Annotated in this window: 14 protein-coding genes and 3 tRNA genes; 8 read left to right on the forward strand and 9 right to left on the reverse strand. The window is 66.3% G+C overall.

What is annotated here, in order from left to right:
- From RUU78_RS13260 to RUU78_RS13275, 4 genes are all read right to left on the reverse strand, one after another.
- A partial coding sequence (locus tag RUU78_RS13260; protein ID WP_227416080.1) for a GTP-binding protein occupies window positions 1-136 on the reverse strand: 136 nt, incomplete at its 3' end.
- A gap of 61 nt (window positions 137-197) precedes the next feature.
- Window positions 198-273: transfer RNA gene (locus RUU78_RS13265), tRNA-Thr, on the reverse strand.
- Between the two features lie 31 nt (window positions 274-304).
- Window positions 305-378, reverse strand: a tRNA-Gly gene (locus RUU78_RS13270).
- A gap of 16 nt (window positions 379-394) precedes the next feature.
- Window positions 395-480, reverse strand: a tRNA-Tyr gene (locus RUU78_RS13275).
- A 301-nt stretch (window positions 481-781) separates the two neighbouring features.
- Between RUU78_RS13275 and RUU78_RS13280 the strand changes: the two genes are divergently transcribed.
- Genes RUU78_RS13280 through RUU78_RS13305 form a run of 6 tightly spaced genes read left to right on the forward strand, consistent with a single transcriptional unit; the run spans window position 782 to window position 8193 of the window.
- Window positions 782-1468: a hypothetical protein gene (locus tag RUU78_RS13280; protein ID WP_313917342.1), complete on the forward strand. Its 687-nt coding sequence runs from the start codon at window positions 782-784 to the stop codon at window positions 1466-1468.
- A 6-nt stretch (window positions 1469-1474) separates the two neighbouring features.
- A complete protein-coding gene (locus RUU78_RS13285) occupies window positions 1475-2053 on the forward strand; it encodes a hypothetical protein (RefSeq protein ID WP_313917343.1) in 579 nt (192 codons plus the stop codon).
- 4 nt (window positions 2054-2057) lie between these two features.
- On the forward strand, window positions 2058-2888 hold the full coding sequence (locus RUU78_RS13290; RefSeq protein WP_313917345.1) for a hypothetical protein: 831 nt from the start codon (window positions 2058-2060) through the stop codon (window positions 2886-2888).
- A gap of 3 nt (window positions 2889-2891) precedes the next feature.
- On the forward strand, window positions 2892-5477 hold the full coding sequence (locus tag RUU78_RS13295; RefSeq protein WP_313917347.1) for a hypothetical protein: 2586 nt from the start codon (window positions 2892-2894) through the stop codon (window positions 5475-5477).
- Complete coding sequence (locus tag RUU78_RS13300) at window positions 5474-7390, forward strand: hypothetical protein (RefSeq protein ID WP_313917348.1); 1917 nt, start codon at window positions 5474-5476, stop codon at window positions 7388-7390. Before RUU78_RS13295 ends, RUU78_RS13300 begins: the two co-directional genes overlap by 4 nt.
- Complete coding sequence (locus RUU78_RS13305; RefSeq protein WP_313917350.1) at window positions 7387-8193, forward strand: hypothetical protein; 807 nt, start codon at window positions 7387-7389, stop codon at window positions 8191-8193. The genes RUU78_RS13300 and RUU78_RS13305 overlap by 4 nt, the downstream gene beginning before the upstream one ends.
- A 15-nt stretch (window positions 8194-8208) precedes the next feature.
- Here RUU78_RS13305 and RUU78_RS13310 read toward each other — a convergent pair whose 3' ends face one another.
- Window positions 8209-8706 (reverse strand): acyl-CoA thioesterase, encoded by a 498-nt coding sequence (locus tag RUU78_RS13310; RefSeq protein ID WP_313917351.1) that lies wholly within the window; start codon window positions 8704-8706, stop codon window positions 8209-8211.
- A 134-nt stretch (window positions 8707-8840) separates the two neighbouring features.
- Here RUU78_RS13310 and RUU78_RS13315 point away from each other — a divergent pair, with 134 nt between their 5' ends.
- A complete protein-coding gene (locus RUU78_RS13315; protein WP_313917353.1) occupies window positions 8841-9857 on the forward strand; it encodes a DUF11 domain-containing protein in 1017 nt (338 codons plus the stop codon).
- Window positions 9858-10223: 366 nt separating this feature from the next.
- On the forward strand, window positions 10224-12488 hold the full coding sequence (locus RUU78_RS13320; protein ID WP_313917355.1) for a hypothetical protein: 2265 nt from the start codon (window positions 10224-10226) through the stop codon (window positions 12486-12488).
- Between the two features lie 77 nt (window positions 12489-12565).
- On the opposite strand, the gene ychF is transcribed toward RUU78_RS13320, so the two are convergent.
- The 4 genes from ychF to RUU78_RS13340 form a co-directional block, all read right to left on the reverse strand.
- Window positions 12566-13657, reverse strand: coding sequence for a redox-regulated ATPase YchF (gene ychF, locus RUU78_RS13325; protein ID WP_313917357.1), 1092 nt, complete (start codon window positions 13655-13657; stop codon window positions 12566-12568).
- A 48-nt stretch (window positions 13658-13705) separates the two neighbouring features.
- Window positions 13706-14293, reverse strand: a complete 588-nt coding sequence (gene pth / locus RUU78_RS13330; protein WP_313917359.1) for an aminoacyl-tRNA hydrolase — start codon at window positions 14291-14293, stop codon at window positions 13706-13708.
- Between the two features lie 33 nt (window positions 14294-14326).
- Complete coding sequence (locus tag RUU78_RS13335; protein ID WP_313917361.1) at window positions 14327-15052, reverse strand: 50S ribosomal protein L25/general stress protein Ctc; 726 nt, start codon at window positions 15050-15052, stop codon at window positions 14327-14329.
- An 89-nt stretch (window positions 15053-15141) separates the two neighbouring features.
- On the reverse strand, window positions 15142-16098 hold the full coding sequence (locus RUU78_RS13340) for a ribose-phosphate diphosphokinase (RefSeq protein ID WP_313917363.1): 957 nt from the start codon (window positions 16096-16098) through the stop codon (window positions 15142-15144).
- Between the last annotated feature and the right edge of the window lie 47 nt (window positions 16099-16145).

Genomic DNA, 16145 nt, shown 5'->3' on the forward strand with positions numbered 1-16145 from the left:
CCTTGAACTCGCCACCGAATCGCTCGGCACCGATCTTCGTCAGCGCTGCCGTCAGCGTCGTCTTGCCGTGGTCCACGTGACCAATCGTGCCGACGTTGACGTGCGGCTTGGTGCGCTCGAATTTACCCTTGGCCATGCCTGCAAAACCCCGAGAGATCTAAGGAGGTGGATGAGTCGAAACGGTGTTGCGAAGAAGGTGGTGCTCACGAAAGGAATCGAACCTTCGACCTCTTCCTTACCAAGGAAGTGCTCTACCGACTGAGCTACGTGAGCGTGAAACGTGTCAACCGCGGCAATATTTCAATGGAGCGGGAGACGGGAATCGAACCCGCACAATCAGCTTGGAAGGCTGAAGTTCTACCATTGAACTACTCCCGCTCAAGCTAGAACCGGCTGGTGGAGGGAGGTGGATTCGAACCACCGAAGGCGTGAGCCAGCAGATTTACAGTCTGCCCCCGTTGGCCGCTTGGGTATCCCTCCAGCGCGGAGCCCGGCATTCTCGTCATCCGCAGACCGAAAGTCAATGCCGTTGCGGCATGAATTTCCTGATCGCGGACGATGACTGCGCGGGACCGCGGAAGATAACCGGAACGCAGGGGCGAAGCCAAGCCGTATAGCGCTGAGCCCGCTGATCCGTTGCCCACTGAATTTCCGAGTACCGCGGCCGTAATTGTGACCAAATGTAACGGAATGCGATATACGTCACAGTTCGGCATAACCCATGCTTAGCTGCCGTGCCTGCCAACGGGCAGCACGCCCAACTACACAGAGGTATTCCATCGTGACATCGAAACTGCGCTTTGTTCCTCGCCTTGCTGCGCTCGCGCTCGCGTCGGCCGCTTGCTTCCCCTCGGGTGCATTTGCCCAGGCCCAGGGCTCGGTGGACGTCGACATCACGCTGAACAACGGCATCACCATCCTCTACTACTACTCATCGGTCGACGTGAACATTTCTCTGACCGACCTGTTCGGCACGCCCGCGGGCTGCGTCGCCTCCGGCGATACGCGTGCCTGCGCCATCGCGCCGCTGGCCGGGGCCGTGACCGCGGTACCGACGGCGGGTGAACTGGTTGCCAACTTCAACATCAACCCGGCCGCCCTGTCGATCAACCCCGGCGCGGTACCGCTCGTGCTGCAGAACCTCTGGGCCGTGCGTGCCGTCGGCGGTACTGCCAACACCACAACCGTCGCAATCGCGGGCGGCTCCAGCACGCTCAATGGCCCGTCGGGCTCGAGCATCGCGATGAGCAACTTCCGTGTGCAGTCGCCGGTTTTCGGCGCCGCAGCAGCGGTCGGCCCTGGCGCCAGCGTGCAGTTCCCGGATCCGGGTCTGGTCACGGCGCGTCCGGGTGACGTGCGCATCGACCTGAACCTGACCGGGGCGACTGCGCTCGGCGACTATTCGACCACCGGCGCGATCGGTTCGAACGCCGACAGCAACTTCACCCTCACCGTCACCAGCACCTGATACGCCATGGCCGCCTTGCTGCCAATGCTGGCCCTGGGCGCGTCCCTGATCGTGGCCGCGGCATCCCCTAACGGGATGCCGCTCGCCTCGAAGCTGGAACTCGCCAACAGCAGCACCGCGCCGGTGCTCAGCGTCAGCCAGGCATCGATCCAGCTGGAACCCATCACCGTGCACGAATTGCTGGGCAATTCCGCGCCCATGCAGCCGGCGACACGCCTCAATGCCCATTTCGACGGCAGCACGGCGACAGCCGTGGCTGACTTACGCCCGGCGCCGCTGGCAACGACGATTCGCCGGCGCATTCCGGCCTTGTGGCGCCTGAGCAAGCCCACGGGCGGCAGTGTGCAGGAACATGTAAAGGTCTCGATCGAAAGTATCGACGGCATACCGGGCGTACTCAATGCGGCGGACGCCAGCAGTTTGACTGTCCCTGTCGCCGTGAAGGAACTTGCGCCGCGCAACGTCGCCATCGGACGCGAGCAGTACGGACTGGAAGGCGACGTCATCCTGGAAATCCCCACCGCGGCGCTCGGTGATGCCACCCGCTACCGCGGGCGGCTGGTCATCCGCGTCGAAGGCTACTGATCCCATGCATCTACTGCGGTTGTTTGCCTCCCTACTGGTCCTGCTTGCCGCTTCCGTCCCTGCGCTGGCCCAGGTCGGCATCAGCCCGGCCTATCACGACCTCAGCGCAGCCGAAGCCGGCAAGACCCAGACCTTCCGCCTGTTCAACTACACCGACGAAGCCAAACGCGTGCGCGTGTCGCTGGCACCATGGGACGCCGATCCGTCCAACCAGCCGCGCCTGCTGCCGCCCGGCCCGACCACGCTGGATCAGTGGGTCGTGGTCAATCCGGTCGAATTCGAGGTCAAGCCTCAGTCGTCCCAGGCGGTACGCTTCAGCGTACGCCCGGCCGCGGAACTGCCGGTCGGGGAACAGCGCGTCATGTTCATCTTCGATGAAGTCAGTCCGCCGTCGCCGGACGGCAACATGCGTGCGCGCTTCCAGTTCCGTTCGGCGCTGTATGTCCAAACCGGACCCACTGCGCGCAAAGGCGACATCGAATCGCTGACCGCCTCGACCGACGGCGCCCGTGTACGGCTGAAAAATGCAGGCAACGCCAACGTGCGCCTGATGGGTCAGTTCGCCATCTGGCAGGCCGACGCCTTTCCGGGCGTCGAGGCGACCGCACTGATTTCCGGCCTCGGCACACCCGATGCCAAGCTCGCACACGGACAGCTCATCGCCAACAGCCTCCCCGGCACGCCGGTACTGCCCGGCGAAACCCACGACATCACGTTCCCGTTCGGGCCGACCGTACTCAAGCCTGGCCGCTATGTGCTCGACCTCAACGGCAAGCTCGGCGACGCGGTGCTCGACCGCTCGGTCGAGTTCGTCGTCGGCGCTGCGGCGCGCTGAATCGTGGCAACGCGGTTCCACCCCGCGCTGGCTCTTTCAGGAGCCATCGCCAGCCTGCTCGCCACAGGCGCCGTGGAAGCCGCGCCTGCACCGGCGCCGCGCCCGGAATTCTCCTCTTTTGGCGCGGCGATTCCGTCTAGCACGCAGAAGCAGGTGTTGCTGGTGGTACCGATCCTCAACAAGAAAGAAGTCGACGCGAGCCTGGCCCTGCTGCGCCAGCCAGACGGGCGCGACTTCGTGAGCCTGGACGACTTCACCCAGCTTTGTGCGATCCGCAGCCTGCGCGAAGCGGACGGCAGCGTGCGCCTGAGCACTCCGCTCGGCGATGCGCTGCTGACGGGTGAGGCGCTGCTCGACGACAAGGGCGTGACCTACGCCGACGTGGCCGCGCTGTCGACGGCACTCGCTGCCCAGGTCGCGTTCGACCCGGGCGAATACGCACTGCGCGTCGTACTGCCCTGGACGCCAGGCGTCGATGCCGACGGCAGGTTACCGACGCGCGACGACGGCCCGGTCGACATCCGCGCGCCGCGCGCCAGCCTTTCGCGCTGGCGCAGCGAGGTCATGACCGTCCAGTCCAACGGCGAGCTGTCCAGCGCGGCCAACCATCGCCTCGTCGGCGCACTCGGCCCGGGCAACTGGCGTGCGGATTTCAGTCACTATCTGACCGGTGACGACCGCGGCATTGATGTAGGCGCACTGTCGTGGCGGCTGGACCGGGGCAATTCGCGCTTCCTGGTCGGCCAGGAACGTGTCTTCCTGCATCCGCTGCTGCAGTCCTTCGACCTGACCGGCGCGCAGTATGCGTGGACCAACCGGCCAGGCCAGGTATTCGATTCCAGCCTCGGCGACGCCGGCCAGCTGCTCGCCTACCAGGCGCGGCCGACCAGTACGATCCGTGGCAACGGCCCGCCCGGCGGCACGGCGGAACTGCGCTACGCCGGAAGCGTGTTCGCGCGCCAGACCATCCGCCTCGACGGACGCTACGAATTCACCGACGTTCCAGCAGCGCCGGGCGATGCGATTCCCGTCGAAGTGGCGGTCTACGAATTCGGCGACAACGGCACCCCGCTGCGCGTGGACCAGACCTATTCGCAGGCCAGCAACCTGCAGCTGCCGGCCGGCGCCCAGGCGCACTACCTCGGCGCGGGCAGCAACGGTTTTCTGCTCGACGACAAGCGCATCGGCAGCGGCAGCGCGGGTTTCTACCAGTTCCGCCGCGGCCTCAGCGAACGCTTCACGGGCGACCTGATCATCCAGTCCGTCGACGGACGCACGCAGAGCGTGATCGGTACCGCCGCCAACCTCGGCAGGGTTGGCAGCTGGGCCGGCTATGTCGGCCGCGACGACAACGGCAGCGAGGCACGCCAGGTGCTCGGCGACGGTCAGCGCGGACCGTGGTTCTGGCGCGCGAACTGGCTGGAGTACAGCGCTGGCTACCAGACCGACAAGACCGTCGCCAGCCATAACCTGCGTGTCGAGGCGGGTCGCACGGTCGGCACCGACCTGCGCGTCTCGCTGATCCATGCGAATGCCAGCGTGACCGACGCCGAGGACATCGAATACACCTTGCCGGCCGTGAGCTGGCGCCCCCTGCGCAACCTGCAGCTGTCAGCGCGACCCGAGTACGACGGCCGGTATTCGTACGACGCACAATGGGGCGTGCGCCGCGGCACGCGACTGTCGGCGACGCGCTACGGCAACCTGAGCCAGATCGGCGTCGATCAGGCACTCGGCCAGAACTCCCGTCTCGCGGTGATGGCGCAGCGCGACAGTGACCGCGGCAATCGTCTCAGCGCGATGTTCCAGCGCTACCAGCCGGGGGTCTCCGGACTGGCCTGGTCGGCCGGCCTGCTGCACGGCGAAGGCCGCAGCGGATTCATCGCCGACGCCAGCATGGAGCTGCGTCCTGGTCTGAGCGCCCGCCTGCAGGCTGTGCGCGATCCGCTCGCACCGGCCAACGGCACCGTGGTAGGGCTTTCCGTGATCGCCGATTTCGCCGTGACCGGCGCCGGCCTCGCGCGCGGCGGCGCCAATCTCGGTCAGGTGCGTGACGGCGGCGTCTCCGGCGTGATCGGCCAGGGCCGACGCGCCGGCGGCATCGACCTGTCCGACGTGCCGGTGCTCGTCGACGGCCATGTGCGTGCGCGCAGCGACGCGGACGGCCGTTTCCATGTGCCGAACCTTGCGCCCGGCGTGCACCGCGTCGAACTGGACAGCGAGGGCCTGCCGATCGAGTTCAGCGTGCACGAGGCGCCGCGTCGGGTCGAAGTCCGCGCCGGCAGCCTGACACGGGTGGATTTCACGCTCGACCTGCGCCTGGGCCTGGCCGGCCAGTTGCGCGCGCCCGACGGCAAGGCGCTGGGCGAGGTCGACATCCATCTGGTCGACCCCGAGCAGTCCATCCAGGGACGCGCGCGCAGCAACGCCTACGGCTACTACCGCATCGACGGCATCGCGCCGGGGCGCTACGAATTGCGCGCGATGGCCGCGGATGGCCGCGTCCTGGCGCGCAAGGACGTGCTGCTCGATGATCGATTCCTGTTCGGACAGGAACTCACCACCGCCGCACAAGGCCCATCGCCATGAGCACTGTTTCCCATCGAGCGCGTCAGCTGCTGTTCGGCCTGGTGACGCTGACGTCCCTGGCCCAGGCGCAGATTCCGGTCAACGGAGGTTTCGAGACGGGCACCATCGCGAATTGGACCGCGGGCGGCGACACCCGCGCCGGCGCGATTCGCGCGAGTTATGTGAGCGGCACGATCGTGATTCCCGAAGGCACCTGGGCCGGCGCGATTTCCAGCGGCCCAGGTGCGAGGTCCACCGGACCGCTGGATTTCGACGGCTTCGGGGGCAACAACGACTATGACCAGTCGTGGCTGGAATCGACCTCGGCGGTCACCTTCAGCCCCGCCTTCGTCGCGTTCGACTGGGCATTCGCCTCCAGCGAGCAGAACGAGCCCGACCAGTACGATGACGTGATGGACGTCAAGGCCGACGGCGTGCGCATCTTTTCGCGCTCCAGCTGCAAGCTCAATGGATCGAGCTATTCGCCGTTCGCCAATGCGAACTGCCAGAACGCGTCCATCGTCAACAACACGATCAGCAATCCGGCCGCGCTCAACACCGTCAACCTGCGCTTCGGGCCACCGACATTCCAGCGGGTCTGCCTGCAGATCCCCGCCGCCGCGCTGGCCGACAGCAGTGTCACGCTGCGCTTCAGCGTCGCCGACAGCAACGACCGCAACGTCGACTCCACGCTGTTCATCGACGACGTGCAGATCAAGACCTCCTGCAACGAAATCGGCAGCATCGTGCAGCGCACCGTCACTACCGGGCGCAACGTCGAACTCAAGGGCGGCACGTTCTTCTTCCGCGGGGCCAACGCGCGCCTGATCGCCAACGACTCGACCGGCGAGATCGTCGCCTTCGTCACCAGCGCTGACCTCGGCAGCAATCCCAACCTGCTCGATCAGATCTACATCTGGAACGGTACGGCGTTCACGCGTGCCACCGGCTTCAATGTGACCAGCGGCGGCGGCATCTCCGGGCTGGCCATGTCCTACCAGGACGGCGGCCGCTACCTCGCGATCGCCGCGAGGCTGACCGATACGGCGACCACGCAGATCTACCGCTACGACCGCAATACCAACACATTCCTGACCCTGACAAGCACGCCGGCCGGTTGCGAGAACGGCACACCGACCATCGACGGCGACGGCGGCGTGATTGCTTTCGAATCGACCTGCAACGCACTGACCGGCTCTGGTACGGCAAAGAAGATCGTGGTCTGGAACGGCACCACGACCAGCAGCTCCCTGTTCGGCACGACCACCGGCTGCACCATGGCCGAGCCGGCCCTGACCAAGAACAACAATGGTCGCTATCTGGTCTTCAAGTCGACCTGCGTGCACAACGGCACGAATGCCGATGCCAACTTCGAGATCTATCGCTTTGACCGCGGCGCCTCCGGTACCAACAGCGGTACCACGACGGGCAACTTCACACGCATCACCAACACGACCACGAACGGCACCGGCGGCCCGCAGACCAACAACAGCTCAGCCGTGCTGGACGGCAGTACCAACGGCACCTACATCTATTTCCTGTCGGACGGCAACCTAACGCCCAGCGCGGCCAACTTCAACGCCGACTTTTCCTCGGAAATCTTCCGTTACGAAGTCGGCGCCGGTACGCCGTTGACCCAGCGCACCAACAGTTCCGACAGCGCCTATATCGGCGTCGACGTGGAGACCGACGGCACGCTCAACTACGCCTACGAGCGCATCAGCCTGCTCAACGGCCAGTTCTCGGTCGGTCAGCGCCGTGTCAACGGTACCAGCGACATCGAGAACAACCTCGCCACCGGCCTGACCACCAACGGCGCCCGCATCGGCCGAAGCAGCACCGTCATCCCCGTCGTGAACTTCATCTCGGCGGAAAATTTCCTCGGCACCAATACCGACCACAATGCGGAAATCTGGCAGGGGAGAGTGCAATGAAGTACCGCACCGCATCGCTGCTGCTTCTCTCCGCACTGGCCGCACCCTGCCAAGCCGGCACCAATCCGCGCGCTCAGCTGACCCAGCTCGACGGCTACGGCCACTTCGCGTCGGCCGATCCGGCGCTGTGCACCTACGCACCCGTCGACGTCGACGGCGGCATGACGCTGAACCCGGTTGCGGCATCGCCTTCTGCTCCCGCGCTCGACGACGGCGCAGCCGCGTTCGCGCTGGGCCAGCCGTTCCGCTTCTTTGGCACCGACTACGGCACGCTGGTGGTGTCGACCAACGGCTACGTCGCCTTCGCGGCGAGCCTCGCGGAGGAAAATGGCGGCGATTTCAGCAACGACATCTACCTGCCTGCGGTACCCGACAACGCGCCGTTTGCCGCTGCACGCCTGCTGGCCTACCACGATGAGCTCAGTGGCGAAGGCGCGGGATCCGCACTCACGCAGCAGTTCTTCGCCACCTGCCCACGCGGGTCCGGCCTGATTGCCGGCGAAGCCTGCAGCGTGGTGCACTGGAAAAACTGGAATCGCCTTGGCGACAACCAGCCGCTGACCTTTCAGCTGGTGCTGTACCACGCGAGCCAGGCCGCGGTCGTGCAATACACCACGCTCGACGCCACCGCCGGCTCCTCGGCCTGCGTCGGCCTGCAATCCGACGATGCCGCCGACGGCGGCGCCTGGAGCTGCAACGGCACGCGCGCCCTGGAAACAGGCACCGCGCTATGCCTGTTCGATCCGGCCCACCTGCCCTCGACAGGCAACGACCGGCTGTTTACCGACGGCTTCGAGCCGTAGCAGCGACGCCCGCGCTCAGCCGCTGCGCTCGATGTCGTGGCGCACGCGTTCGAGTTCCTGCTGCTGTTCGCGCGACATGGCAATGATCTTCTCGGCGTAGGACGCCAGGATGCGGTCGTCCTCGGTCTGTGGCAGCCACGGCGGAATAGCCGCGGGCCGGCCCTCGGGCGCGTCCAGCGCGACAAAGCTGATCATGCAATGCGTCGCGAGACGCTCGGCGCCGCTCTTGAGGTCGCGTGCAATCACGTCGACCGCGAAATGCATGCTGCTGCTACCGGTGCGGATCAGCTTGCAGCGCACGATGACGATGTCGCCGATCAGGATCGGCTTGACGAACTGGATCCCGCCCAGTGCAACCGTGACGCAATACTGGCCGCTCCAGCCGACTGCGGCGGCATAGCCGGCCTGGTCTATCCATTTCATGACCATGCCACCGTGGACCTTGCCGCCGAAATTCACGTCGGAAGGCTGGGCCAGGAAGCGGAAGGTGGTCTCGCGTTGTTGACCTGGCATGGCGCGGCTCGGCATGGGGACGGCGCGCATCCTAACCCATGGCCCGGAATGTGACCGCCGTCACGCTGCGTGGATGCGCAGACCTATACTTTTTCCAGGACGGCGTCCTGCCGTCCGCGGAATGGGGAATCGGCATGAAGCGGTGGGCATTCGCGCTGGCGACAGCGCTGTTCGGCATGGGCGCGGGTGCGGTCGAGCAGACCGTGCAGAACGACTCCCTCGGCAACGGAGATACCGGCGTACTCGTCTATGGCTTTGCGGCCAACGAGGCGGCCGCGTCGTGGCTGACCTCACCGTGCACCGGCACCCTGCGTGCCGTACAGGTGTTCTGGCGTTCGCCCAGCGGCACTCAGGCGCAGGAAATCCAGGATTCGGTGAAGGTCTTCCGCGCCGGCACGTTCCCGAACCCCGGTGCGCTCGCCGCAGAGATAGCCGGTCCAGTCATGACCGACGGCGTGCTCAACGAATGGCGCTACCTCGACGAAAACAACACGATCCCGCTCTCGGTATCGCTCGCGGCCAATGAACAGTTCGTCGTCTCGTTCACGTTCTTCGATCCGCCGATCACCAACTCCAGCCCCACGGTGGTGCGCGATACCAACGGCATACAGAGCGGCCGCAATGCGCTGCTCGCCGACCTCGGCGGCACTTTCGTATGGTTCGACAGCGCGACCCTGGGCCTGACCGGAGACTGGGTGATTCGTGGCGTGGTCGACTGTCCGGTCGGACCGCAGACGGCGGACCTCGTCGTCGGCATGAGCGCGAATCCCCCGGCGTACACGCCCGGAGGAACGCTGGTCTACACGGTCACCGTGGCCAACTCAGGTCCGTCGGCGGCGACCGCCACCGTCGTCGACATCTTCCCGGCTACTTATACCGGTGTGTCCTGGGCCTGCCAGGTCACCGGCGGCGCCACCTGTACCGCCAGCGGCAACGGCAATATCACGGAGAACATCAGCCTGCCCCAGGGTGGGGCGGTGACCTATATCGTCAGCGGCACGGTCGCACCGGGCACCACGGGCAGCCTCACGAACACCGCGACCGCCGTCGTCGGTTCGCCGGTCACCGACCCGGTCAGCAACAACAACACCGCGACACTTGCTCTCGACGCCGACAACGACCGCATCTTCAAGGGCGACTTCGAGCCCTGATACGCCGCGGCGCGGTCCGCGCCGCCACCGCTGCGCCGACGCCCACTGGGCCTCCGCTGCAAACGCGTCCGCCATCCGTGATACGGCGTTCACCGCCCGGGCGGGGGCCCGCCCCCCCCCCGGGCCCCCCCCCCCCCCGGGCCCCCCGCCCCCCCCCCCCCCCCCCCCGTTTTTCCGGCGGCCGCGTCGCCGTGCCTGCGCAACGGCGATCGCGACCGCGCTGGGAGTTTGGCCCCACAACCGGCACAACCCTCGTCAGCGACAACTTCGCAAATGGCCAATTTGCCGAGTGCGCTTTTTATACGCATGCGCATGGCAACACGACGACATGCGCCGAGGCGGAATCCGGACGAGGAGCAGACAGCGATGGGAATTCAGCATTTCACACGGCTTGGAATCATCCTGGCCGGCTTGGCAATCCTGCTGTCGACGACGACCGCCGCGGGCGCTGCGTTAATCGCAGCGGGCGGTGCCCATACCTGCGCCATCTCGGAATCCGACCGCGGCCTGTACTGCTGGGGCCTGGCTTCAAGCGGCCAGCTCAGCAACGGCTCCGCGGCGGACCGCGCCTCGCCGGTCGCCGTGGTGTCGCCGATTGCCGCATGGCAGGCGGTTGCCGCCGGCGACACGCATACCTGCGCGATCGCCGCGAGCGGCGCGGTTTACTGCTGGGGCGCCAACCAGTTCGGCCAGCTCGGCGACGGCACGCTCGTCAATCGCGCGCAGCCCGTCGCCGTCGTCGGCCTCACGAGCGGCGTGCGCGAGCTCGCGGTCGGACTCGCCCACAGTTGCGCGCTGATGCAGAGCGGCCGCATCAACTGCTGGGGCAACGGCGGCGGCGGCCGGCTCGGGTCGGGCGCGTCGATGAATCAGGCCACGCCGGGCGAAGTGCTGAGCATCACGAATGCGGTCGCGATCGGCGCCGGCGCGGCGCATGGCTGCGCCGTGCTCGCCGATGCGACGATGAAATGTTGGGGTGCCAACACCTACGGCGAACTCGGCGACGGAACGACGACGATGCACGACATTCCGGTCTTCGTCTCGATCGGCGTTCCGGTCGCAGAAATCGCGCTGGCCCAGTTCCACACCTGTGCGCGCAGCACGGCCGCCGCAGTGCTGTGCTGGGGCCGCAACAACGTCGGCCAGGTCGGCGACGGTACGATCGTCCAGCGCCAGACACCCACCGCGGTCAGCGGGCTGTCGAGCGGCGTCAGCGCTCTGAGCGCCGGCGGCCACCACACCTGCGCACGGATCGGCACGACAGCGCTCAAGTGCTGGGGCTACAACGCGAACGCGCAACTCGGCAACGCCACGACCATCGATTCGCGCGTGCCCGTCGACGTGCTGACGCTCGCCGCGCCGATCGGCGAAATCGCGAGCGGCACCGCGCATTCCTGCGCGCGCAGCGGCAGGGGCAACCGTGTGCGCTGCTGGGGCAGCCTGGCCAACGGCCGCACTGCGATCGGCAACATCACGGTCGTTGGCAATGCGAACCAGGCCGTGACGATCTCGGGCCTGCCCGCGCCCGCGCGCCAGGTGTCGATGCGCACCCGCACGAGCTGCGCGACGACCGATCGTGGCTCGGCCAGCTGCTGGGGCCGCAACAACCTGAGCCAGCTCGGCGCCGGCACCGCGATCGACCATACCGGCGCGCGCTTCGTGCAGGGGCTGCAGAACGGTGTCAGCAGCGTGGCGATCGGCGAGAACCATGGCTGCGCCGTGCGCACCGATGGCACAGTCTGGTGCTGGGGTGACAACGCGCAGGGACAGATCGGCGACCAGACTACGATCGCGCGCCCGATCGCCGTCCAGACCGTCGGCATCGTCGACGCGGTGCAGATCGTCAGCGGGCCCTACTTTTCCTGCGCGCGCACGGTCGGCGGCGGCGTCTGGTGCTGGGGCCAGAACACCGACGGCCAGCTCGGCAACGGCTCGACGACGAACAGCGCGCAGGCCGTGATCCCCGTCGGGCTCGCGGGCGGCGTGATCGACCTCAGCGCCGGCGACCGCCACGCCTGCGCCGTATGCAACGACGGCACAGTACGCTGCTGGGGCTACAACATGAACGGCCAGGTCGGCGACGGCACGCTCGTGAGCCGCAACGTCCCGACGGCCGTCAATGATTCATTCGCGACCTACGTGGCTGTCGCCGCCGGGGGCCTGCATACCTGCGGCCTTACCACGAGCGGCCAGGCAAAGTGCTGGGGCAGCAACGCCTACGGCCAGCTCGGTGACGGTTCGCTCATCACGCGCGCCTCGCCTGCCGGCGTAGCCACGTTGAGCAGCGGTGTGCTGCAGATCGCCGCGGGCGATTACCACAGCTGCGCGCTGCTGAGCGGCGGCGCACTGCGCTGCTGGGGACGCAACAATCTGTACCAGCTCGGCGACGACACGCAGATCGACCGCCTGCAGCCCGTCGCGGCGACCAACGTGGCTGGGCCCGTTCGCCACGTCACGCTCGGCGCGCAGGCGAGCTGCGTGCTGCGCGGCGTCGGCAGCGCGCAGTGCTGGGGGCTCAACAACTTCGGCCAGCTCGGCAACGGCAGCATCGCCACGCCATGGCGCCTGCCGGACGAAATCTCGCGCTGGATCATCGACGACCTGATCTTCCGCGACGGCTTCTCGTCCTGAGGCACGCAAAAAAAAGCAGTCCGACCCGTAGGCTGCCGCGCGGGCGCTCGACCCGCGCCGCGCGGCAGTGCGGCGCCTCAGACGTTGAAGCGGAAATGCAGCACGTCGCCTTCCTTGACGATGTAGTCCTTGCCTTCCAGGCGCAGGCGGCCGGCGTCGCGGGAGCCTGCTTCGCCCTTGTACTTGATGAAATCGTCGTAGGCGATGGTTTCGGCGCGGATGAAGCCGCGCTCGAAGTCGGTATGGATCACCGCAGCGGCCTGCGGCGCGGTGGCACCGATCCTGACCTGCCAGGCGCGCACTTCCTTGACGCCGGCGGTGAAGTAGGTCTGCAGGCCCAGCAGGCGGTAACCTGCACGGATCACGCGATTGAGGCCCGGCTCGTCCAGGCCCATGTCCTGCAGGAACGCGTCGCGGTCGGCGTCTTCGAGCTGGGACAGTTCTTCCTCGATCGCGGCGCAGACCGGCACCACTTCGGCACCTTCGGTCGCGGCGCGCTCGCGCACCTTGTCCAGCAGCGGATTATTGGTGAAGCCGTCCTCGAGCACGTTGGCGATATACATCAACGGCTTCATCGTCAGCAGGAACAGGTCGCGCACCAGCGCCTTCTCGTCCTCGTCGAGCCCGGCCGCGCGGGCCGGCTTTCCCTCGTTGAGCGTCGTCGCGAGCTTCTGCAGCACCGGACGTTTGGCCATGGCTTCCTTGTCGGCCGCCTTGGCGGCGCGTTCGGCGCGGTTCAGCGCCTTCTCGACCGATTCGAGATCGGCCAGCGCGAGTTCCGTGTCGATGGTGTCGATATCCGAGATCGGATCGACCTTGCCCGAGACATGGATGATGTCGGTGTGTTCGAAGCAGCGCACGACATGGGCGATCGCATCGACTTCTCGGATATGCGCGAGGAACTTGTTGCCGAGGCCTTCACCCTTCGACGCACCGGCGACGAGGCCGGCGATGTCGACGAATTCCATCGACGTCGGGATCACCTTCTGCGGCTTGACGATGTCCGCCAGCGCGCTCAGGCGCGGATCGGGCACCGGCACCACGCCGATGTTCGGATCGATGGTGCAGAACGGGAAATTCGCCGCGGCGATGCCGGCCTTGGTCAGCGCGTTGAACAGAGTGGACTTGCCGACGTTAGGCAGGCCGACGATGCCGCATTTGATGCCCATGAGGGTTTGTCCAGAAAGCAGTGAAAGGGAGGGAGAAAAGCGGGGGAATCAGGACTTCGCCGGAGCGGTATGCAGGCGTTTCATGGCTTCGTTGAAGTCGCCCGACAGCGCCAGAGGCAGCACGTCGAAGGCGGCGCCGATCGACGCCATGATCGCATCTTCGTCCCTGGCCCCGGCGCGGCTGAGCACCCAGCCGGTGACCTTGTCCTTGTGACCCGGATGGCCGATGCCGACGCGCAGGCGGTGGAACTTGCCGTCGCCGAGATGGGCCATGATGTCGCGCAGGCCGTTCTGGCCGCCGTGGCCGCCGTCGAACTTGAGCCGCGCCGTTCCCGGCGGAAGGTCCAGTTCGTCGTGCGCGACCAGCATCTCGTCCGGTTCGATCTTGTAGTACCGCAGCGCCGAGGTGACGGCGATGCCGCTCTTGTTCATGAACGTCGTCGGTTTGAGCAGCAGCACCGACTGACCGTCGAGGGAAACCTTCGCCGTCTGCGCATGCAGCTTGGATTCGACGCCGAAGCGCGCACCCAGCTTCTCGGCAAGGGCGTCAATAAACCAGAACCCGGCGTTGTGCCGGGTTCTGAGGTAGTCGGCCCCGGGATTGCCGAGGCCGACGAGCAGGCGCAACCGAGCCATGCGAAGCGGTTTCGCGTCGGACGACGCGAAACCTTACTTCTTCTTGGCCGGAGCCGCCGGAGCCTTGGCCGCGGCCTTGGCCGGAGCAGCTGCGGGAGCCTTCGCCGCCGCCTTGCCACCCTTGGCCGGAGCCGCCGGAGCCGCCGCCACCGCTTCCGGCGCAACTTCTTCGACTTCCTCGCGGGCCAGCTTGGCCAGCACGACAGCCACGTCGTGCTCCTTGCCCAGCTTCAGTTCCGGAATTTCCAGACCGGCCGGCAGCTTGAGGTCCGACAGGTGGATGATGTCGCCCTGCGACAGCTCGCTCAGGTCGACTTCGATGTACTCCGGCAGATCGCGCGGCAGGCAGGAAACGATGATCTCGTTGAGTTCATGCGTGACCAGCACGCCAGCGGTCTTGCCGGCCGGCGACTTTTCCTGGTTCAGGAAGTGCAGCGGAACGCGGATCTTGAGCGCTTCGTTCTCGTTGACCCGCTGGAAATCCAGATGCAGCAGACGCTGCTTGTACGGATGGCGCTGCATGTCACGCAGCAGGGCCTTCTGGTTCTTGCCGTCGATCTTGAGTTCGAGGATCGCCGAGTAGAACCACTCGTGCTGGGAGGCCATGTAGACGTCCTTGTGCACGAACTGGATGCTCTGCGGCTTGTCCTTGCCGCCGTACAGGATGGCCGGGACGACGTCCGCGTGACGCAGGCGGCGGCTCGCACCTTTCCCCTGGTCGTTGCGGATTTCGGCCGGAATTTCGCGAATCTTTGCCATGACGAATTACCTTGCAGGAATGAACCGCTTCGCAGCGGCCTGAAGGCTCCCCCGCGACCAGAGGAGCCGGATCGTCGATCGATCGCAGATCAATCGACGTAAAGCGAACTCACCGATTCGCCGAAAGCCACGCGGCGTATCGTTTCGGCCAGCAGTTCGGCCACCGTCAGCTGGCGGATGCGATTGCAGGCCTGGATTTCCGGCGTCAACGGGATGGTGTCGGTAACGACCAGCTCATCCAGCTGCGAATTCATGATGTTGCTCAGCGCCGAGCCCGAAAGCACCGGATGGGTGCAGTAGGCCACGACCTTCTTCGCGCCCTGCTTTTTCAGCGCATTCGCCGCGGCGCACAGGGTGCCGGCGGTGTCGACGATGTCGTCAACGAGCACGCAGGTCTTGTCGCGCACGTCGCCGATGATGTTCATCACGGTCGACTCGTTCGGCCGCGGACGGCGCTTGTCGATGATCGCCAGATCCGCATCGTCGAGGCGCTTGGCGATCGCGCGGGCGCGCACCACGCCGCCGACGTCGGGGCTGACGACGATCAGGTTGTCGGTACCCTGGCTGCGCCAGATGTCGGCCAGCAACACTGGCGAGGCATAGACGTTGTCGACCGGGATATCGAAGAAGCCCTGGATCTGGTCGGCGTGGATGTCGACCGTGAGCACGCGATCGGTGCCAACCGTGCAGATCATGTCAGCGGCGACCTTAGCCGTGATCGGCACGCGGGCCGAGCGCGGGCGCCGGTCCTGCCGCGCGTAGCCGAAATACGGGATCACCGCCGTCACCGTGGCCGCCGACGCACGCTTGAGCGCGTCGATCAGCACCAGCAGTTCCATGAAATTGTCCGCCGTGGGCGCGCACGTCGGCTGGATCACGAAAACATCCTGGCGGCGGACGTTCTCTTCGATTTCGACCTGCACTTCGCCGTCGGAAAAACGCCCGCAGAGCGCTTTCCCCATGGGGATACCGAGCCGGTGCGACACGTTCTCCGCCAACCGCCGGTGCGCGTTGCCGGTGAACAGCATCAAACCTTGCGTATTCATGTGAATCTCCGCCAGCCGCCAGGTACTGGACTGACGTCCAGTGCTTT

Source organism: Tahibacter sp., assembly GCF_032229445.1.
In the GTDB taxonomy this organism is placed as follows: domain Bacteria; phylum Pseudomonadota; class Gammaproteobacteria; order Xanthomonadales; family Rhodanobacteraceae; genus Tahibacter.